The sequence below is a fragment of the Sinorhizobium sojae CCBAU 05684 genome (genome assembly GCF_002288525.1).
In the GTDB taxonomy this organism is placed as follows: Bacteria; Pseudomonadota; Alphaproteobacteria; order Rhizobiales; family Rhizobiaceae; genus Sinorhizobium; species Sinorhizobium sojae.
Genome location: NZ_CP023068.1, coordinates 1,759,749 through 1,778,231, shown reverse-complemented (window position 1 = coordinate 1,778,231; position 18,483 = coordinate 1,759,749). Strand labels below are relative to the sequence as shown.

Here is an 18,483-nt window from a genome sequence, read left to right as displayed (position 1 = left end):
CGGTGCCGGGTCGCTGTAGCGATTTGAAGTGCTGCATGTTTTGTCCGAAGCCATGCAGTGGTGGTGCATCTCAAACATGCGGTTGACCGGCTGATTTTGATAATGCCGTCTCTTGTCCGTTTCGATAATCGGACCTTATCGCGACCGGTTCGGTGCGCAGAGCCAAGGCCAACAGCATGGCGAGCGCCAGGGTGGCGACGAGCGCCAACACGCAGGCGTTCCATCCAAGGTGATCATAGAGCTGCCCCACCAGCAGGCTGCCGAAGAGACCGCCGGTATAGTAGGAGGCGAGATAGGCCCCGCTGGCTGCCGCCTTCTCCGTGCCCGCGACGCGGCCGACCTGGCTGGTTGCAAGCGCTTGGGCGAGAAAGGTGCCGATGGCGATCATGGCAAGGCCTGCAAGCACAACGCCGAGGCTGCTGCTCAGGAGGGCGAAGAGTCCGAGGACGGCGACGAAGAGGGTGAAGATGATGCCGGCTCCGGGGCCGAGCCAACGCGCGATCAGACCGCCGAGCGGCGTGGTGAAGAGCGACGGCAGGAAAACGAAATAGACGAGGCCGAGCTGCATCGGCGAAAGGCCGAGCTCGACGAGACGAAAGTTGACATAGGTGTATGTCCCTATGAACACGAAGAGGATCAGGAAGCCGATGGCGAGCACGCTCTGAAGGCGTCGGTTGCCGAGCACCGAGCGCCAGCTCCCGCTCATGCCCGGCCCATGCCGGCCCGTCATCATTCGCTCCGTCCGCTTCAATGTGGTCCAGACGAGGGCCGCGCCCGCGAGGTTGAGAAGCGCGAAGGTCTGGAAGTTGATCGACAATCCGCCGAAATCGGCAACCGCAGCCGAGAGAATGCGGCCAAAGAGATTGCTGGCAACATTGCCGGTGACATAGGCCGCGAGCGCCCCCGTTATCCGCTCCGCCGGGAAATGCTCCGCAAGATAAGCCATGGTCAGGGTGAAGGCGGTCGCCATGCAGAGCCCCTGCGCCACCCGCAGACCGGCAAAGAGCGCGATGTCCCGGGTCGTCGAGAGCAGCGCGGTCGGGACGGCAAGCAGTGCGAGACTGACCCAGATGCCGTTTCGCCGGTCCAGGTTGCGCCCGAAAATGCCGATGACGAGGCTGGCGAGCGCCATGCCGAAGGTGCTCGCATTGACTGCGAAGCCCATGGTGGCCCGGCTGACCCCGAACTCTCGCTGCAGCGACGGCAGGATGGCCTGGGCGGCGAAGAGGTCGACGAGTGTCAGGAACGCGATGACCGCAATGATGCCGAAATGCCAGCGATCAGCGGCCGGGCTGGCCAGGATGGACATGGACGCCGGCAGTGAGGCGCGATCGAACTTCTCCATCGCTTTTCCTCCTCCAAAGGGACGTTTCCCGCCAGTGGCGGGAAACGTCCGGGGTGGGTGCGGTACGACCCAGCGCGGGATGAGGAAAAGTGTTGTGCGTTTCCGCCCGCATCCTGCGCAAATTTCTTGGAATCGACCACGTTTGTGCCATTAGGCCGATCCGACCTACCTGGCCGCGGCTCACATAACGTGATCGTCATCCTGCATCGGCGGCAGGATATCGGCCGAGTAGAGCACGGCCGGCTTCGAGCCGTTGTTTTTCCACCAATGGGCAAGATCGCCGAACTCGGCGGTCACTTCGCCAGCCTTGTGCTCGATCGGAACCTTGCAGGTGCTGCGATATTCGGTGATCGAGCCCTCGACGACCAGGATGTTGGCGGGCCGTGCTTCATGCGAATGCCACGGAACCACGCCGCCCGGCTGGACGACAAGTTTGCGCAGACGCAAGGCGCTTCCTTTCCAATCACCGCCTTTCGGGGAGAGATCGATCGAGGCGAGGACGTCGTCGGTGACGCCCTCCGGTGCGGTTGCGCCCGGAGCCATGGCTTCCGCCGCGACCTGGTCGGCCGGGCATTCGCCCGCGAAAGCGGGCATCGTGGCGAAGGTGGGGGCAAAAAGGCCGAGCGTTGCGGCAAAGAGGGGCAGGCGGGTTGCGGTGAGCTTCAGGGTCATGTCGGGTTCTCCTTTGTCGGGATCGCCGGAGAATTTCCGGCGGCACTAGGAGAGTGCGGGAGATTGCGCCGACAAAGAAATGCCGCCTGTTTTTGAATTCCATAGCCCAGGGCTATCGCGGAAGAGAGGGCGCAGCCGCTTCTGCGGCCCGGGTAACTCATCGTGTTCTGGCAGGGTCAGGCGATACGCCGCATATCAATCCCGGAGTGCGGCGCGGCCCAGCCGTAGGACTTCACCGATCCGACGAAGGTTGCGACGGCCGGCGAGAACCGCCGACCGGCAACAGTCACGAGACACACATCGCGCGTCACTTCGGGCTCGGCGACCGGTCGCACCTGCAGACCGGGAATGACCGCGCTGTATTCGGGGATGAAGCAGATGCCAAGGCCACCGGCGACCATGTTCTGGATCCAGTCCTCCCGCTCGCTCGAATAAGAAACCTGGGTCTTGACGCCAACAGAGGCGCAAAGGTCGGTGAGATAATCCCAGTATTCGCAATTCACACGCCGGAGATAGATTTCGCCATCTATCGCCGTGATCGGTATGGCATCGTACTGACAAAGGCGGTGGCCGGCGGGAAACGCCAGCATGAATCTCTCGCGGAAGAGCGGCGTTATGTCGAAACGTTCGGGGAAGCGGTCACTACTCGCCATAATGGCGACGTCAATTTCCCCCGTCTCGAGCAGTTCCGAAAGCCTCTGGGGCACGCCTTCCACGAGCTGAAGCTGAATGCCGCGGTGGCGCACGTTGAAATCGGTGAGCAGGCCGGTAAAGCGGCGCGGCCCGATTGTGCACATGATCCCGACCTTCACATGCGCGTCTTCGAGACAGAGAAAACGCGACGCCTCCTGCCGGACGCCGGACAATTCATCGAGGATCGACTGGAAGCGCGGCCTCAGCAGATTTCCAAGATCGGTCAGATGGGTGAGGTTGCGCTCGCGTCGGAACAGAAGGCCGCCGACCTCGTCCTCGAGTTGCTGAATGGCGCGGCTCAAAGCCGGCTGGGTGACATTGCATTTCTCCGCCGCGCGCGTGAAGTTGCGCGTTTCGCAGACCGCCAGGAAATAGCGAACGTGGTGAATGTCCATACCTGCCCCCCGAAAAGCCTCTATGGCATGTTCTTCGGATCGGATCCGGTCCAAAATGAATGATTTCAGATATTGTGGCGATCCGCCCTTGAGTCTCGATCGATGCGAAGCGCCGCAGTCGAGGCGATGAATTTCCTCTGTGCGCGCCGCCTTCGCCAATGCAATTCACCTATCGAATTCATAGCACAGTGGCATTTCAGTTGAAATGAATAGCGCGCCATTCTCTTCCCGGAAAAAGGGCCCTTCGGCCCAAACGTGAGGAGACGTGGACATGCTGAAAATTACCGCAGAAATCGACGCGATGCTCGGGCGCCGGGCACTCGAGGGCCGCAGCGCCATCGTCACCGGCTCCACAAGCGGCATTGGTCTCGGCATCGCTCAGGCGCTTGCCAAGGCGGGCGCGGCGGTGATGCTCAACGGCTTCGGCGATCCGGCCGAGATCGAACGGCAGCGGGCCGAGATCGCGGAGGAAAACGATGTCGACGTCGCCTATGACAGCGCCGACATGTCGAGACCGGAGGCGATTCGGATGATGGTCGAGCGCGCCAGCGCCCGCTTCGGACAGGTTGACATCATCGTCAACAATGCCGGTATCCAGCATGTGGCACCGATTGCCGAATTCCCAGCAGCCAAATGGGACGCGATCCTCTCGATCAATCTGTCCGCCGCCTTCCATCTCGTTCAGGCGACCTATAGCGAGATGCGCGCCCGTGGTTACGGGCGCATCATCAACGTCGCCTCGGCCCACGGCCTCGTCGCCTCGCCCTTTAAATCGGCTTATGTTGCCGCCAAGCATGGCCTCGTCGGGCTCACCAAGGTGGTCGCTCTCGAAGGCGCTGAATTCGGCATCACGGCCAATGCGATCTGCCCGGGCTATGTCTGGACGCCGCTCGTCGAGCAGCAGATCGACGGTCAGGCAAAGTCGCATGGCATCGCCCGCGATGCGGTCATCCGCGACGTGTTCCTGAAGAATCAGCCGACGAAGCGCTTCGCAACCGTCGAGGAGATGGGTGCGCTCAGCGTCTTCCTGTGCAGCAGCGCGGCCGCATCGATTACCGGGACTGCCATCCCGGTCGACGGCGGCTGGACGGCCCAGTGAGCGCGAGGAAAAGTGCGATGAACAAGCACGCCACCATGGACATTCCTGGGGACGAGGAGAGATCCTCGATCGTCGCGGCGCGCCCGCCGCGAACCCTCAATCTGGCGCTACAGGGAGGCGGTGCGCACGGCGCCTTCACCTGGGGCGTGCTCGACCGATTGCTCGACGAGCCGAGCCTGTCCTTCGAAGGCATCGTCGCGACGAGCGCCGGCGCCATGAATGCTGCGGTCCTTGCCTACGGGCTGGCGGAGGGGGGGCGCAGCGGCGCGCAGAAGGCGCTTGCCAATTTCTGGCGTCGTATCAGCCATGCGGCCGCCTTCAGCCCGCTGCAGCCGAGTCTGCTCGATCGCATGACGGGATCGAAATCACTGGAGCATTCGCCAGCCTTCCTCATCTTCGACATGGTGACGCGGCTGCTCTCGCCCTATCAGTTCAATCCGTTGAACTACAATCCGCTGCGTCAGGTGCTGGAGCAGTCGATAGACCTCGATGCGATCCGCATGGCGCGTTGTCCGGTCAAGCTGAACATCTGCGCGACCAATGTGCGCACCGGCAAGGTCAAGGTGTTTTCGAATGACGAGATTTCGATCGATGCCGTCATGGCATCGGCCTGCCTGCCCTTCCTGTTCCAGGCCGTCGAGATCGACGGCGAGGCCTATTGGGACGGCGGCTATATGGGAAATCCCGCGATCTTTCCGTTGATCTATAGCTGCGACACGCCGGATGTGCTGGTGGTCCACATCAATCCGCTGGAGCGAACGGAACTGCCGCGAACGGCAGGGGAGATCCTCAACAGGATCAACGAAATCAGCTTCAACTCCTCGCTGCTCCGCGAGATGCGGGCGATCGCCTTCGTGACGCAACTGATCGATTCCAATGCGGGCAATAGCCTCGATCTGAAGCGCATCTTCGTGCACGGCATTTCCGACGACGAGACGATGAGAAGCCTGAGCGTCTCGAGCAAGCTCAATGCCGAGTGGGGTGCGCTCGTCGACCTGCGGGACCGCGGCCGAGAATGCGCCGAGGCGTGGCTCGAGGAGAACTACGACGCGATCGGCAATCGCTCCAGCGTCGACATCAGCACGCGCTATCTTTAGCCGTTTCCATGTCCCTCCCACGGCAGCCTCGCCCCCCGATTCGGGGGGCTTTTTCTTAAGGAGGTTCCGCAGAAGGGTCCCACGGTTTTTGCGATCAGGACCTGCGGCAAAACGAGGAAGCCGAGCAGACTTGCTTGCTTGTGGTCGCCTGTATTCAGCGGATAGGCCGGACCTATCGAAACGATGCCCGAACAGCATTTCAAAGAGCGGGAGCCGTCTGCGAAGCTTGTCTCCATCAGGCCGATACCCGGTCTGAACAATGTCAGATCCAGGAGATGTTTCATGATCAACAATCGCACGCTCATCGGCTCCGCACTTGCGGCCATCGCATCGCTATCGGCCTCCACGGTAGCCGCCGGGCCGGCGGCCCAGCCCGAGTTCTCGTTCGAAAAGTGTTACGGCGTCGTCAAGGCTGGGCAGAACGACTGCCAGACCGCGACCCACTCCTGTGCGGGCACCTCGACGATGGACGATCAGGCCGATGCCTGGATCTACCTGCCGGCCGGCACTTGCTCAAAGATCGCCGGCGGCAACAACGCGCCGAAGGCCTGACGGCCGGCGTCTTCAGCAATACTCAAGAAGGGAGTAGACCGATGCCCAAGACGTTCCCAACCCACCCGGTGCCGTGCGCTGCGGGCATCGGCCTTCGTTCCATTCACATCGCCGAAATGCTTGCCCGCAGACCCTCTGCGGGTTGGCTCGAGGTGCATGCCGAGAACTACATGGGTCAGTCGGCGGCCGTCGATGCGCTCGAAAAGCTGCGGGAGATCTATCCGCTTTCGGTGCACGGCGTCGGCCTGTCGCTCGGCAGTGCTTCCGGCCTCGACCGGGATCATCTGGAGCGGCTGCGACTTGTCTGCAGGCGGTTCCAGCCCGCGATCGTCTCCGAGCACCTCGCCTGGAGCATCGCCGACGGCGCCTATCTCAACGATCTTCTGCCGCTTCGCTATGACGAGGAGGCCCTTTCCACCGTCTCCCGTAACATCGACCGGCTGCAGGAAACGCTGAAGCAGCGGGTCTACATCGAAAATCTGTCCGCCTATCTGTCCTTTAGGGGCTCGGTCATGAGCGAGGCCCAGTTTCTGGCTGAGCTCGTCCGCCGCACGGGCTGCGGATTGCTGCTCGACGTCAACAATGTCTATGTCTCGGCGAACAATCTCGACTTCGATGCTGCGGCCTTCATCGATGCCTTGCCGGCCGATGCGGTCGGCGAAATTCATCTCGCCGGCCATGCGGTGAACGAGGCGGATGGCGACGTCATTCTCATCGACGATCACGGTTCGCGCGTACCGCCCGCCGTCTGGTCGCTTTATGCCCATGCCATCCGCAGCATCGGGCCCCGGCCGACGCTGATCGAATGGGATACGGATGTGCCGCCGCTCGACGTGCTGCTCGGCGAAGCCATGTGGGCGGACATGCTTGCGCGCCGCATCGATTTCGACGCCCGCCCGGAGGAGCGAAAAGCCGCACCTGACAGCCGTTTCGCAGCGATGACGCTGCCTCGCCGGGACGACGCGACAGGGATCCGCTTCCCGGCTCTTGCCGCGATCGCAGCCGTCAAGGCCGCATGCCGCGGCTGCGCCGCCGAAGATTGCGGGAGGGCTCGCCATGTCCTCCATTGAGACCATGCAGAGCATTGTCGCGCGCGCTGTGCTTGCGGCCGAGCCCGCTGATGTGCTGCCGCTGCTTGCGCCGGGACGTTTCGATCCCGCAAGGCGGCTCAACATCTACCGGAACAATACGCGCGCCTCGTTGACCGGAACTCTGAAGGTCGTGTTTCCGGTAACGGCGCGGCTTATCGATGAACGCTACTTCAATTACGTCGCGGGTTGCTTCATCCGAAACAATCCGCCGAAGGAGCCGCGGCTGTCGCGTTATGGGGCAGATTTTCCGGCCTTTCTTTCTGGCTTCGAGGCAACCGCCGATATGCCCTTTGTCGCCGAAACCGCGCGGCTGGAGTGGTTGATCGCCGAGGCGCTCGACGCACCGCTCCAGCGGCCATGCCGGCTGATCGAACTCTATGACGGGCTTTCGAACAGCTCGATCGGCCTGACCCTGCAGCCGTCGCTGCGGCTTCTCCTGTGCCGTTGGCCGGCCTTGAGCATATGGGCTTCGCACCAGCCGGGAGCGGACGTTGACCGGCTCGGTGGGCTCCAGCGCAAAGCGGAGCGGATCGCGCTATGGCGACACGGCGAAACCATTCGGTTCATGCGGCTCGACGCCGCGAATTTCGCCTTTTGGCGGGCGCTCATGCGCGGGCTGGGACTGGAGACAGCGGCCGCCCGCGCCTGCCGCCATGCGCCGTCGTTCGATATCGCCCGCGCGCTGACGGGCCTCTTCGTCGGCGAGCTCGTAACCGCCGTAAACCATCATCTGAAGGCGTTTTCCAAAGAGGAGGAAAGAGTGTCATGATTACAATGCGCATCACCGGGGCCGGCGGCTCCAGATCCATCGTCAAGCTCTACGACCTGTTTGCGGAGCAAGCGGCGGCCTTGCCGCTGTCGGTCGTTCAGCTGGCCGCCCGCATCGCTGTCGCCGAGGTGTTCTGGCAATCCGCCCAGACGAAGCTCGCCTCCTGGCCCGTGACGCTTCAGCTCTTCACCTTCGAATACCGCGTGCCGCTGATCGATCCCGCTCTTGCGGCGATCCTGGCGACAGGGGCGGAACTGTCGGGAGCCGCAATGCTGGCGCTCGGCGTGCTCTCGCGGCTGGCGTCGCTGATGCTGCTCGGCGTCGTCGCCACCATCCAGATCTTTGTCTATCCCGGCCATTGGGCCGAGCATCTGATGTGGGCGAGCCTTCTCCTGCTCATTTTGTCGCGTGGGGCCGGGTTCCTTTCAGTCGACCACCTCGTCGCGCGCCGTATACGGGCCGGAGGCTGAGGCGATGGACGCGAAGCGAGATCAGCGTTGCGGGCCGGAGCGTCGGCCGCATGTGGTCATTCTCGGCGCCGGCTTCGGCGGTTTGAACGCGGCGATGTCGCTTCGCCGCGCGCCGGTCGATATCACAGTCATCGACCGGCGCAACTATCATCTCTTCCAGCCCTTGCTCTACCAGGTTGCAACCGCCGGGCTTTCTCCGGCGCAGATTGCCATGCCGATCCGTCGCATATTGACGCGGCAGTCAAACGCGACGGTGCTGATGGACAAGGTCGAGTCGGTCGATGCGGCGGCAAGATGCGTCGTGACCGGCACGCGGCGCATAACCTATGACTATCTGGTGATCGCGACGGGAGCGCGCCACACCTATTTCGGAAACGACGCCTGGTCCGAGTATGCGCCGGGCCTGAAGACGATTGCCGACGCGACGGCGATCCGGGCGCGCATCCTCTCCGCATTCGAGAGGGCGGAGGTGACCGACGATGCTGCTATGCGTAAGCGGCTACTGACCTTCGTCGTCGTCGGCGGCGGGCCGACGGGCGTCGAGCTCGCCGGAGCGATCGCCGAGCTAGCTCGCAATACGGTCGTGCGCGATTTCCGGCGCATCGATTCCTCGACCGCCCGTGTCATGTTGGTGGAGGCGGGGGCGCATATCCTCCCGACGATGCCGCCATGCCTTTCGAAAAAGGCCGGGAGACAACTCGAAAAGCTTGGCGTCGAGGTCGTATGCGGCAATGCCGTCGCCGACTGTGACGACAGCGGCGTGCGGCTCGCGAATGGAACGGAGATCGACTCTGCCTGCGTCCTTTGGGCGGCAGGCGTCATGGCTTCGCGCGCCGCCAAGTGGATCGGCGCGCCGGCCGATCGCGCCGGACGCGTCATGGTCGACGCGCGCCTCAACCCGCCGGGGCATGGCGAGATCTTCGTGATCGGCGACACGGCTTCGGTGGGCGATGGGGGCGGACTGCCAGTTCCGGGCGTGGCGCCTGCGGCCAAGCAGATGGGCCGTTACGCGGCCCGCGCCATTCTCGACGATATGGCAGGACGGCGATCGGCGCCCTTCCGTTATCGCGACTACGGCAATCTGGCGACGATAGGCCGCAAGGCAGCGGTCGCGGATTTCGGCAGGGCTCGGCTGTCGGGCTATCCGGCGTGGCTCGTCTGGAATTTCGCCCATCTCTGGTTCCTTGTCGGCTTCCGCAACCGTCTGGTTGTCTTTCTCGACTGGGCGGTTGCCTATGTCCGCAATGATCGCGCCGCGCGGCTGATCACCGGGCAGTACGAGGCCTAGCGATGTATCGCCCGAAGCTGGCCCAAGTCGTCGCCGTTCTCCTGTTGCTGGCGGTGCTGTCAACCGCGGCGCTGATCCATCTCATCTGGCAGCGTGCGGCCAGCGAGAATATCGAGGGGATCGTCGCAAGTCTCGATGCTCAGACGGCGGGTTCTGTCAGGAGCGACCTGTCCCAGACGCTGGCGCTTGTTTCGAGCTCGGCGGAAATCGTCCGTTCCATTCTTTTCCAGGGAGCGATCAGCGCCGAGGATGAGGTCAGGCGCGAGTTCCTCTTCCTGTCGCTGCTGCGCGAGCAGCCAGCGATCGCCTGGATCGGCTTCGGTTTTCCCGACGGGCGCTTCTTCGGGTCGCACGCGACGGCCGACGGCCGGATCGAAATGGTGGAGATCGGCGCTGCGAAGCCCGGTGAACTCCGCCCGCTGCGGCGCGACCTCTACCGACCGATTCCGGGCGACATCTTCTTCGAGGAGCGCATCAAGACGGAGAGCGCCTATGTAGCGCTCGGCGCGCCATGGTTTCGGTTGGGCAAGGATAGCGCAGAGCCAGTCTGGACGGTCACCAATGTTCTGCCGAACGGCTTCGAGCCAGCCATCGTGTTGTCGAAGCGCGTCGAGAGCTTCGGGGCGTTCACCGGCGTAGTGATGGCGGCCGTCAGCCTCCGGCGCCTGTCCGAGGCGCTGCAGGCGCTCGACATTCCCGCTGAGAGCAAAGCATTCGTGCTTGACGAGCGCGGACGGGTGCTTGCGACCTCCCAGCCATCGGACGGCGTGATGGCGGCGCATTTTTCCGATTTCCCCGAATCCGATGCTGTTGCCAGGGCCGCGGCGCAAGCAGTGGCCGCGAACGGCGGTAACGCATTTCGGGTCGTGGCGCCAAGCGCCGCTCTGGGGCCGCTTTTTGTATCGTCGTCAAGGCTGCCATTTGAAAATTGGCGGCTGATCATCGCTACGCCCCGCTCGACCTTCGCCAGCGGCATCGACAAGAATATCCGGCGCATCGCCATCGTCGTGCTCGCAATCGCGGTGCTTGCGGCAGGGACGGCCGTGGTGGTTGCCAATTTCCTCTTCGCGCGGCCGCTCGCGCGGCTGGCAGTGCAACTGCGCGCGATCGAGCGCTTCGCGTTGGGAAGCGTGTGCCATCATCCGACCTTTCTCTCCGAGCTTAACGACTTCTCCCAGGCGTTGAAGCGCATGTCTGTCGGGCTCTCCGCCTTTGCCCGCTACATGCCGCTTGACGTCGTGCGGCCGTTGGTAGAAGGCAGCATCGAGCCGAAGCCGGGCGGTGAGCTCTGTGAGGTAACGGTGATGTTCGCCGACCTGCCCGGTTTCACCGAGCTGACCGAGAGGCTCGGACCGGATGTCGAGCCGCATTTGACGCGCTTCCTGACGATTGCGGTGGCCGCGATCCATACCGAGGGCGGGACCGTCGACAAGTTCATAGGGGATGCCGTCATGGCCATCTGGAACGCGCCGGGAAGGCAGGTGGATCATGCCGCCCGCGCCTGCCGCGCGGCTATCGCCATCCGGAATGCGATGCACGAGGAGCCACCAGCGGCCGCCGGCGAAAACACGATCCGCGTGCGCATCGGCATCAATAGCGGCACGGCGCTGATCGGCAATATCGGATCCGCGGAGCGGCTGAGCTACACCGCGATCGGCGACACGGTCAATCTCGCAAGCCGGCTCGTGAATGTTGCGAAGGAGCGTGGCGTCGAGATCGTGCTCAGCGACGCGACCATGCGGGACCTCGGTCCAGAGCCGATGACGAGGCCGCTGGGGCTTGCGACGGTGCGCGGCAAGGCGAGGCCCGTCTGCGTGCATACGATCGACCAGCCAAAAGCTCGGTCCACGGGAGGAACCAATGGAGATGGCAATCACGACGGTGGCGATGCTCGCGTGCCTGCAGCTCAAGCATTTCTTTGCTGACTATGTGCTGCAGCCGGCCTGGATCCTGCGCGGCAAGGGCGATTTCCGCATGATCGGCGGCTATATCCATGCGGGCGGGCATGCGCTCGGAACCGTGCCGGCACTGATGCTCGCCAACATCGGCTCGACGCGCATCGCCATTCTCGTGCTCGCTGAATTCGTTCTTCACTATCTCATTGACCATGGAAAGGCGCTATTGTCCCGTCATTGCCGCGCCGATGCAACGACGCGTGCCTATTGGGCCATGCACGGCGCCGATCAATTAATGCACCAGCTGACCTATGCGGCACTGATCTTGGCCGCGCTGGCGTAATCCGTTGCTCTTTCAGAATGGTTCCGGCCGCGAGACGATGAACAGGCCGGCCGCGATCATGATCATCGCAACAATGGCTGCGGTCGGCATGGACGGCTCCACCCGGAGCCAGAAGAACAGGAAGCCCGCGCCCATAAGCGCAATTGCCAGCACCTTGGCGCGCCGTGATATTGCACCGGATTCGCGCCAGTCCCTGAGCGGCCGCCCGACCATCGGGTGATCGAACAGCCATTGTTCGAGACGTGGCGAGGAGCGGGAGAACAGCCATGCGGCCAGAAGCAGGAAGGGCGTCGTTGGTAAGAGCGGAAGAAAGATACCGGCAACACCGAGGCCGACCATCGCCCAGCCGAGGCCGAGAAGAATGAGGCGCAGGGATAGGTTCATCTGCCTTTCCTTGGGGGAGAACCAATGAAATCTTGTCAGGCGCCTCGCAGTGGCCCTGGTGTGGCGTGAAGTCCGCAAGTTGGACCGAGTGCCGCGCGAGATCTTAGTCGAGATAATGACCGCTCGCGCAAAAACAAGGGTTTCGCTGGCGTGACATTCAGCCCTTCAGGATTCCTTGCAGCGTTGCGGTATCCTCGAAAAACGCTGCCGGGTCGTCATTTGCCACGAATTCCAGCATCGCGAAGCGCCGGTCGCTCCAGCGTGAGGCGGGCATGGCGGCGAGAGCCGTCCGCCAATAGTCGGCCGCCGATGACAGCGGGAAGCGGTTGCGATCGGCGTCCCACGCGAAAACATGGACATGGGAAACATGCGGCCCGATTTCGCCGATCTCGGCGAGTGCTTCTTCAAGCGGAAGTCCGGGCCGTGGCTGCCAATAGAGATAGACGTTGTCATGGGCGATCGCCTCGATCAGGCGGCGCGCCGATTGCGTCGTGTCGGTCAGGGACTGCGGGTGACATTCGAGCGATAGGCTTACCCCGTTTCGCGCCGCCTCGGTACCCATCTCGCGGATCGCATCCGCCGTGGCGCGCCGTTCGGCGGCGCTGTAGTCTTCTGAATCGCGCCCGCGCGTGCCAGGCCAGATGCGGATATTGGCGGCGCCAAGCCCAATAGCACTCTTCAGGGCACGCAAGAAGTTCGGCATGCCGTCTGTCGGCGGGGCGACATAGGACCCGTAGGAGGTTGCCAACCCAGCATTCCCGGATAGCCGCGCGATCTCTCTGGCGACCGGCTCATCGCCGGGAGGGACATGGATGTCGCCCGCCCATTCGAGCGCAGCAAGCCCGGCCTTGGCGGCGAGCGCCACGATCTTCTCCGCAGGCAGCTTCCGGAAGGTGACGGTGCAGAGCCCCGGTTCGAAAAAACCGGTCATGCCATTCGCTCCAGTTCCCCCTTGCAGACCTCGAAGAGCAGCGGCCGGCCTTCGACGAAGCGGGCGATCTCGTCGACCGCCATCTCGCCGAGGCGGGTCCGCTCAAGCCCGATGGCGCCGGCGATATGCGGCGTCAGGAACACATTCGGCAATTCATAGAGTTCGGAATTCGTCTCCGGCACTTCAGGATCGGTGACGTCGATGATCGCATGGAGCACGCCCGTCTTCAGCCGTTCGATGAGCGCCGCCTCGTCGACCAGTGCGCCGCGCGCCGTGTTGATGAGTGTCGCGCCTTTCTTCATCAGGGAAAGACGCCGCGCATCGATCATATGCCGGGTGTCGGGGAGCGAAGGTGCATGCAATGACACGATGTCCGCCTGCGCCATCAACTCGTCGAGGTCTACCTTCTCCACCCCCAGGGCGGAGGCGGCATCCGCTCCGACGAGCGGATCATAGAGCAGCAGCCGGCAATCGAATGGGCGCAGAAGCTCGATCACTCGCCGGCCGATCCGCGAGGCGCCGACAATGCCGATGCTGCGGCGGTAATTGCCGATCGGCAGGCCGAGCAGGCGCTCGCTGCGCCCGCGTCCCCTGTCGGCAGCATAAAGATTGCGGAATTGGAAAACCTGCTTGCCGGCGAAGATGATCGCCGCGAGCGTGAACTCGGCGACGGGCATGGCATTGGCCGCAGCCGCATGGCTGACGGTCACTCCGGCATCGAAGACGCAATCGTCGACGACGCCTTTAACGGTACCGGCGGCGTGCATGATGAACCGCAGGCGCGGTGCCGAGGAAAGGGCCACCTCGTCGAAGAGCGGCGCCCCCCAGCCGGTTACCAGAACCTCCGCCTCCGCCAGAAGGCGTCTGGCTCTCTGGCCGTCGAAGCCGGTCATCGGTTCATCATCAAGGATTCGTGCCATCCCGCCGAGGCGGAGCAGGAGCTCCGGAGTGAAGACGTGTTGCGTCCTTTCGGCTCGCATCGCGAAGGCAATCGCGGGACGGTTCATGGCAATCGCCCCGGCGCTTCCATCGCGCTGACCATCTCGCCTTGTTCCGCAAGGGCATCGAGTTCGGCTATGGCCGGCACGACCGGCGCTAATGGCCAGAGATTGTCGGCGACGGCCGTGTCGCGAACTGCGAGTACGGCGCACCGAAGGACGGTTTCTCCGGCTGGGATGGTCGCACGCAGTTGCGGCACCAGCGTCTTGGCGACGATCAGGTTGGTATTGGGCGGCGCCTTCTGGACGAGGCCTTCGCGCGTGACCGTCGAGCCGAGATCGCGGATGCCGCTGAAATCCTCCGATCCGATGGCGTGGGCCGAGCCCGGAGCAGCCACAAGCCTGTCGTCCTCGAAGTCACGCCGGGCGATGGCGAAGCCGCCCTCGGCCGTGAGAAGCGGCCGCGGCGTCGTAATCCGGTGCACCCGGACATGCCAGGGAGGAGAGGGTTTGAGCCAGGTTTCGACGACAACATCGGGCCAGGGCGACCATTTGGAATAAAGCACGTCACCGGCGAGCCGGGCCTCCTCATTCGTCTCGCGCACCCGGTAATGAATGCCATCGTCGCTGAAGGCCAGCATCGAATCGAAGGCGCCGCCGGCAAAGGCTCGCTCATCGCTTTCGACGCTGAAGCCGTAGCGGGTCGAATAGGCGAATTTCGCGTATTTCTCCGGGCCGAAACGCATCTGCCGGTTCTCCTGGCCGGACACGAGCGCGACCACATCGCCCTTGCAGGGCATCATGACCATCCCCGGATGGCGCTGCGCGACGGACTCCTCAAAGGCCGCGGGCGGTACTTCCCGGCTCGTCCAGAAGGGATGGTCCTCGCCAAGGGCGAGCGGCAGGAAGGCCTTGAACGCCCAGTATGGCGAACCGGCCGAATTGTAGTTTTCCGACATCATGAGGTTGGGATAGCCGAAGCCGATCGACAGAATGCCGTCGCGATGTGTCATCGGCTTGTCTGCCCACCAGCGAAGGTGGCGGAGGCAAAGGCCCTTGATCTCGCCCCAGGGCAAGGGCTCGAGGTCGGCAAAGGCTAGCGCCGACCAGAAACCGGCGCAGGCGAAGCGATAGGTGAGGCTGCGGCCGAACGGAACGGTCGCGCCGTCCTCGGCGAACCAGTGGCGAAAATCCCCCGCAAAGGCGAGCGCACGCTCCCGATAGCGCCTTGCATGGTCGTCCTCGACCAGGCGTGAATAGATCAGCCCATAGAAATGCATGGCGAAGGGGACGTAGTGGTCGATGCGCCGGAAATTGCCGTCGCGGTACCAGCCATCGGCAATGTAGAAGCCATCGAGTTCTTCGAGGTATTGCCGCGTCAGCGTGCGATCATAAGGGACCCCGAGGCGGTCGAGGGCGATATCGACGAGGATGCGAAAGAATTTCCAGTTGTTTTCGGCATAGTCGAACTGCCGAACATTCAGGAGATAGTCGACGAGATTGTCGCGCTCGCGCGGCCCCAACGGCTCCCACAGCTTTTCCGGAAGCAGGGCAAGCGCAAAACCCAGTGCCGCAAGCTCGACCATGCGCTGGTCGCGCCCGTTGACGGTGCCCCAATATTCCGGGTGGCCGGGATCGGTGCCGTTGGCAACGCCCTCGGCGTAGCGATCCCAGTGGGCAAAATCGCCACCGCCGGCGGCAAAGGGCGCAAGGCCCCAGAGCGGCCGTGCGAAACCTTCGAGATCGGCCGCGGCCCGGTCGAAATGCGCGGCGGCCGCATCGAGCCGGACCCGGGCATTGCCAGCAGAAAAATATGGCAAGAGCGGATCAAAGAGATCGAGCAGCGCGCGCTGCATGTCGCCGCGCGTTATGAGCGGATTGCCGGATAGCGGATTGGCGCTGCCAGGGTCAAAGGTCATCTCGGCCCTTCCTTGAGCGTGCCGCCAGCGATCGGCACGACGCCGTGCGAGACATGTCGGGCCGGGGCGTCGGGATTGCGGAAGCGGTGCTGCATCATGGCGACCGCCTCGCGGCCGAGCGCCACGCGGTCGACCAACATCGTCGCAATGCGCGGATTGGCCATCTCGGCGCAGGGCAGGTCGTCGAAGCCGACGATCGCGAAATCGTCCGGCACGCGTCGGCCGGCCTCCGCGACCGCCTCAAGCACGCCGACGGCAACGAAATCGTTCATGCAGAAGGCTGCCGTGAAGCCTGCGTCCTCGGTAAGAGCGGCGAGCGTTGCCTGATGCGCTTCGATGCTTGCATTGGTCTCGAAGGGCAGATGGATGACGCGGGCTTCGCCGCCAACCGACGCGACGGCAGCCTCGAAACCGCGTATACGCTCGCGGATCGTCTGACGATGCGATCCGGTAAGATGCAGGATGCGGCGATGGCCGGCATCGATGAGCCGGCGTGTCGCCGCATAGGCGCCGAAGAAGTTCGAGGGAGAAACGCCGTCGAAGCGCATCAGGGGATCGGTGCCGTTGACGAGGACGACGGGGGTACGGCTTTCCTGAAGCCAGTTGCCGAGTGCCTCGCCGGGGTCGATGCCGACCAGGAAGAGCCCTCGGGCCCCGACGGATCCCACGTGCTCGCGGACCGCATCCGGCGTTGCCTTCGCCTCGCGAACGAGGCGGATATCGAACGGCATGCCCTCGCCGGCCGCCTCGGAGCGCAGCCCCTCGACGATCCCTTCATAAAAGACGCTCAGACCTCCGGTTACGCCATGGCTGGCGATCAGCGCCAGTGATCCGGGTGCCGCCTTCGACCCGGCCTTCACCGGATAGCCGAGTTCGTTGGCAACCTTGAGGATCTGGCGCCGGACGTCATCGCTGATCCCCGGTTCGTTGGCGAGGACGCGGGAAACCGTGGAAACCGAGACACCGGCGCGGGCGGCGATGTCGGCTTGGCGGAATCGTTTCGAACTCGGCGTATCGTTCATGCTCGCAAGTTTTATGCAAATCATGCAAATTTGCAAGAAAAAAGCAAAAACTTGCACAAACAGAATTTTTGCATATTCTCTTTGCGCAGTTTGTATCTGCCCGCGGGAGGAGCGCGCGCGGCAGTCAATGAAGAGGAGAACAAAGGCATGCGCATCAATCGACGCACATTCATGCTTGGCTCGGCCGCAGCAGCGGGCGGCGCAGCGCTCGGCATCTCCGGTTCCCGGATTGCCCATGCGGCAGAAGAGGTGCAATTGCGCGCGATGTGGTGGGGATCGAACGACCGCGCCAAGCGCACCTTGAACGTCGCCAAGCTCTTCCAGGAAAAGAATCCGAACGTTTCGATCGTCGGCGAAAGCATCAGCGGCGACGGCTATTGGACGAAACTCGCGACGCAGATGGCCGGGCGCTCGATCGCGGATGTCTTCCAGCTCGAGCCCAGCACGATCTCGGACTATTCCAAGCGCGGCGCCTGCCTCCCTCTCGATCCGTTCGTTTCGTCGGGGCTCGAGGTCGACGCCTTCGGCGAGGATGTGCTGAAGCTGACGACGGTGGACGGCAAGCTCTGGGGGGTCGGCCTTGGCCTGAACTCCTTCGCTCTTTTCTACGACGCCGACGCCTTCGCGAAAGCAGGGATTACCCCTCCGGGCGTCGATACCACCTGGGCGGACTATGCGGATATCGCGGTCGAGATGACCAAGGCCGGCGGCAAGAGGAATTTCTGGGGCGGCCCCTACGGCGCCCGTTACAATTACGTTTTTGATGCCTGGCTTCGCCAGCGCGGCAGCAGCCTCTATACCGAAAGCGGTCTTGGCTTCGGCGTCGAGGAGGCGAAGGAGTGGTTTGCCTATTGGGAGGATCTGCGCAAGCGCGGCGGTACGGTCGGACCCGATATCCAGACCCTCGACCAGAATACGATCGACACCAATTGCCTGGCGCTCGGCTATTCGGCGATCGGCATGGCCTACTCGAACCAGATGATCGGTTATCAGCAGATCATGAAGAACAAGATCGGCATCGCGATGCTGCCGCGCGCCGAAAAGGGCGGGCCGTCCGGTCACTATTATCGCCCGGCGCTGATCTGGAGTGTCGGCGCGACGACCAAGCATGGAGAAGAGGCCGCGAAATTCATCAACTTCTTCGTCAACGACGTCGAGGCAGGCAAGATCCTCGGGGTCGAGCGCGGCGTGCCGCTGTCTCCGAAAGTGCGTGAGGCCATCCTCCCATCGCTGAACCCGACCGAAGCCGAAACGGTGAAATACGTCAACCTGCTCAAGGACCAGGTGGGCAGCTATCCCGCGCCTGCGCCGCTCGGCGCGACCGAGTTCGACCAGCGCGTGCTGCGTCCGATCGCGGACGAACTTGCCTTCGAGCGGATCTCCGTCGGGGAGGCGGCGGAGCGTCTGGTCAACGAAGGAAAGGCGACTGTTCGCGCCGGTTGAACGCAAGGAGCGCGCCCCCAGGAGCGCGCTCCTCTTGCACCGCACGCCCGGATCTGATTCGGATGCCGGCATTTGGCATAGATCAATTCGGTGGAAACTGCCGGTTGTACGTGATTCGACGCAGGCCCTCAGCCCGA

At 63.4% G+C, this 18,483-nt stretch carries 18 protein-coding genes; 10 read left to right on the top strand and 8 right to left on the bottom strand.

Annotated features, from left to right (window positions below; all coding sequences use genetic code 11):
- Positions 1–70: 70 nt before the first annotated feature.
- The 3 genes from SJ05684_RS25955 to SJ05684_RS25945 all read right to left on the bottom strand — a co-directional run bounded on the left by SJ05684_RS25955 (position 71) and on the right by SJ05684_RS25945 (position 3,105).
- The gene (locus tag SJ05684_RS25955) at positions 71–1,345 is read right to left on the bottom strand and encodes an MFS transporter (RefSeq protein WP_034856229.1); all 1,275 of its coding nucleotides are present in this window, start codon (positions 1,343–1,345) and stop codon (positions 71–73) included.
- Between the two features lie 180 nt (positions 1,346–1,525).
- Entirely contained in the window at positions 1,526–2,017 is a 492-nt protein-coding gene (locus tag SJ05684_RS25950) for a cupin domain-containing protein (protein ID WP_034856227.1), read from the bottom strand.
- Between the two features lie 176 nt (positions 2,018–2,193).
- Positions 2,194–3,105, bottom strand: coding sequence for a LysR family transcriptional regulator (locus SJ05684_RS25945; RefSeq protein WP_050980069.1), 912 nt, complete (start codon positions 3,103–3,105; stop codon positions 2,194–2,196).
- Positions 3,106–3,376: 271 nt separating this feature from the next.
- Here SJ05684_RS25945 and SJ05684_RS25940 point away from each other — a divergent pair, with 271 nt between their 5' ends.
- From SJ05684_RS25940 to SJ05684_RS25895, 9 genes are all read left to right on the top strand, one after another.
- Positions 3,377–4,204 carry a 3-hydroxybutyrate dehydrogenase gene (locus SJ05684_RS25940; protein WP_050980068.1) on the top strand — a complete coding sequence of 276 codons (828 nt, stop codon included), beginning with the start codon at positions 3,377–3,379 and terminating at the stop codon, positions 4,202–4,204.
- A 17-nt stretch (positions 4,205–4,221) separates the two neighbouring features.
- Positions 4,222–5,301, top strand: coding sequence for a patatin-like phospholipase family protein (locus SJ05684_RS25935; RefSeq protein WP_034856224.1), 1,080 nt, complete (start codon positions 4,222–4,224; stop codon positions 5,299–5,301).
- A 282-nt stretch (positions 5,302–5,583) separates the two neighbouring features.
- Positions 5,584–5,853, top strand: coding sequence for a BufA1 family periplasmic bufferin-type metallophore (locus SJ05684_RS25925; protein ID WP_034856221.1), 270 nt, complete (start codon positions 5,584–5,586; stop codon positions 5,851–5,853).
- A gap of 41 nt (positions 5,854–5,894) precedes the next feature.
- Positions 5,895–6,923 carry an MNIO family bufferin maturase gene (gene bufB, locus SJ05684_RS25920; RefSeq protein ID WP_034856218.1) on the top strand — a complete coding sequence of 343 codons (1,029 nt, stop codon included), beginning with the start codon at positions 5,895–5,897 and terminating at the stop codon, positions 6,921–6,923.
- Positions 6,910–7,713 carry an HvfC/BufC family peptide modification chaperone gene (locus SJ05684_RS25915; RefSeq protein ID WP_034856216.1) on the top strand — a complete coding sequence of 268 codons (804 nt, stop codon included), beginning with the start codon at positions 6,910–6,912 and terminating at the stop codon, positions 7,711–7,713. The genes bufB and SJ05684_RS25915 overlap by 14 nt, the downstream gene beginning before the upstream one ends.
- Complete coding sequence (locus tag SJ05684_RS25910; protein WP_034856214.1) at positions 7,710–8,183, top strand: DoxX family protein; 474 nt, start codon at positions 7,710–7,712, stop codon at positions 8,181–8,183. The genes SJ05684_RS25915 and SJ05684_RS25910 overlap by 4 nt, the downstream gene beginning before the upstream one ends.
- A 4-nt stretch (positions 8,184–8,187) precedes the next feature.
- The gene (locus SJ05684_RS25905; RefSeq protein ID WP_034856213.1) at positions 8,188–9,471 is read left to right on the top strand and encodes an NAD(P)/FAD-dependent oxidoreductase; all 1,284 of its coding nucleotides are present in this window, start codon (positions 8,188–8,190) and stop codon (positions 9,469–9,471) included.
- A gap of 2 nt (positions 9,472–9,473) precedes the next feature.
- A complete protein-coding gene (locus tag SJ05684_RS25900; RefSeq protein ID WP_034856211.1) occupies positions 9,474–11,396 on the top strand; it encodes an adenylate/guanylate cyclase domain-containing protein in 1,923 nt (640 codons plus the stop codon).
- Positions 11,332–11,709 (top strand): DUF3307 domain-containing protein, encoded by a 378-nt coding sequence (locus tag SJ05684_RS25895; RefSeq protein ID WP_034856210.1) that lies wholly within the window; start codon positions 11,332–11,334, stop codon positions 11,707–11,709. The genes SJ05684_RS25900 and SJ05684_RS25895 overlap by 65 nt, the downstream gene beginning before the upstream one ends.
- Positions 11,710–11,721: 12 nt before the next feature.
- Here SJ05684_RS25895 and SJ05684_RS25890 read toward each other — a convergent pair whose 3' ends face one another.
- The 5 genes from SJ05684_RS25890 to SJ05684_RS25870 form a co-directional block, all read right to left on the bottom strand.
- Positions 11,722–12,093 (bottom strand): YbaN family protein, encoded by a 372-nt coding sequence (locus SJ05684_RS25890; protein ID WP_034856207.1) that lies wholly within the window; start codon positions 12,091–12,093, stop codon positions 11,722–11,724.
- A gap of 157 nt (positions 12,094–12,250) precedes the next feature.
- Entirely contained in the window at positions 12,251–13,024 is a 774-nt protein-coding gene (locus SJ05684_RS25885; RefSeq protein WP_034856205.1) for a sugar phosphate isomerase/epimerase family protein, read from the bottom strand.
- On the bottom strand, positions 13,021–14,031 hold the full coding sequence (locus SJ05684_RS25880) for a hydroxyacid dehydrogenase (RefSeq protein WP_034856202.1): 1,011 nt from the start codon (positions 14,029–14,031) through the stop codon (positions 13,021–13,023). Before SJ05684_RS25880 ends, SJ05684_RS25885 begins: the two co-directional genes overlap by 4 nt.
- On the bottom strand, positions 14,028–15,881 hold the full coding sequence (locus SJ05684_RS25875) for a DUF2264 domain-containing protein (protein ID WP_034856200.1): 1,854 nt from the start codon (positions 15,879–15,881) through the stop codon (positions 14,028–14,030). Before SJ05684_RS25875 ends, SJ05684_RS25880 begins: the two co-directional genes overlap by 4 nt.
- Positions 15,878–16,903: a LacI family DNA-binding transcriptional regulator gene (locus SJ05684_RS25870; RefSeq protein ID WP_095694405.1), complete on the bottom strand. Its 1,026-nt coding sequence runs from the start codon at positions 16,901–16,903 to the stop codon at positions 15,878–15,880. The genes SJ05684_RS25875 and SJ05684_RS25870 overlap by 4 nt, the downstream gene beginning before the upstream one ends.
- 147 nt (positions 16,904–17,050) lie before the next feature.
- Here SJ05684_RS25870 and SJ05684_RS25865 point away from each other — a divergent pair, with 147 nt between their 5' ends.
- Positions 17,051–18,346, top strand: a complete 1,296-nt coding sequence (locus SJ05684_RS25865) for an ABC transporter substrate-binding protein (RefSeq protein ID WP_034856199.1) — start codon at positions 17,051–17,053, stop codon at positions 18,344–18,346.
- Positions 18,347–18,483 lie beyond the last annotated feature (137 nt).

Excerpts from the sequence above, each read along its gene's own strand:
- SJ05684_RS25955 (WP_034856229.1), bottom strand. The coding sequence starts at position 1,345 with ATGGAGAAGTTCGATCGCGCCTCACTGCCGGCGTCCATGTCCATCCTG.
- SJ05684_RS25950 (WP_034856227.1), bottom strand. The coding sequence starts at position 2,017 with ATGACCCTGAAGCTCACCGCAACCCGCCTGCCCCTCTTTGCCGCAACG.
- SJ05684_RS25945 (WP_050980069.1), bottom strand. The coding sequence starts at position 3,105 with ATGGACATTCACCACGTTCGCTATTTCCTGGCGGTCTGCGAAACGCGC.
- SJ05684_RS25940 (WP_050980068.1), top strand. The coding sequence starts at position 3,377 with ATGCTGAAAATTACCGCAGAAATCGACGCGATGCTCGGGCGCCGGGCA.
- SJ05684_RS25935 (WP_034856224.1), top strand. The coding sequence starts at position 4,222 with ATGAACAAGCACGCCACCATGGACATTCCTGGGGACGAGGAGAGATCC.
- SJ05684_RS25925 (WP_034856221.1), top strand. The coding sequence starts at position 5,584 with ATGATCAACAATCGCACGCTCATCGGCTCCGCACTTGCGGCCATCGCA.
- bufB (WP_034856218.1), top strand. The coding sequence starts at position 5,895 with ATGCCCAAGACGTTCCCAACCCACCCGGTGCCGTGCGCTGCGGGCATC.
- SJ05684_RS25915 (WP_034856216.1), top strand. The coding sequence starts at position 6,910 with ATGTCCTCCATTGAGACCATGCAGAGCATTGTCGCGCGCGCTGTGCTT.
- SJ05684_RS25910 (WP_034856214.1), top strand. The coding sequence starts at position 7,710 with ATGATTACAATGCGCATCACCGGGGCCGGCGGCTCCAGATCCATCGTC.
- SJ05684_RS25905 (WP_034856213.1), top strand. The coding sequence starts at position 8,188 with ATGGACGCGAAGCGAGATCAGCGTTGCGGGCCGGAGCGTCGGCCGCAT.
- SJ05684_RS25900 (WP_034856211.1), top strand. The coding sequence starts at position 9,474 with ATGTATCGCCCGAAGCTGGCCCAAGTCGTCGCCGTTCTCCTGTTGCTG.
- SJ05684_RS25895 (WP_034856210.1), top strand. The coding sequence starts at position 11,332 with ATGGAGATGGCAATCACGACGGTGGCGATGCTCGCGTGCCTGCAGCTC.
- SJ05684_RS25890 (WP_034856207.1), bottom strand. The coding sequence starts at position 12,093 with ATGAACCTATCCCTGCGCCTCATTCTTCTCGGCCTCGGCTGGGCGATG.
- SJ05684_RS25885 (WP_034856205.1), bottom strand. The coding sequence starts at position 13,024 with ATGACCGGTTTTTTCGAACCGGGGCTCTGCACCGTCACCTTCCGGAAG.
- SJ05684_RS25880 (WP_034856202.1), bottom strand. The coding sequence starts at position 14,031 with ATGAACCGTCCCGCGATTGCCTTCGCGATGCGAGCCGAAAGGACGCAA.
- SJ05684_RS25875 (WP_034856200.1), bottom strand. The coding sequence starts at position 15,881 with ATGACCTTTGACCCTGGCAGCGCCAATCCGCTATCCGGCAATCCGCTC.
- SJ05684_RS25870 (WP_095694405.1), bottom strand. The coding sequence starts at position 16,903 with ATGAACGATACGCCGAGTTCGAAACGATTCCGCCAAGCCGACATCGCC.
- SJ05684_RS25865 (WP_034856199.1), top strand. The coding sequence starts at position 17,051 with ATGCGCATCAATCGACGCACATTCATGCTTGGCTCGGCCGCAGCAGCG.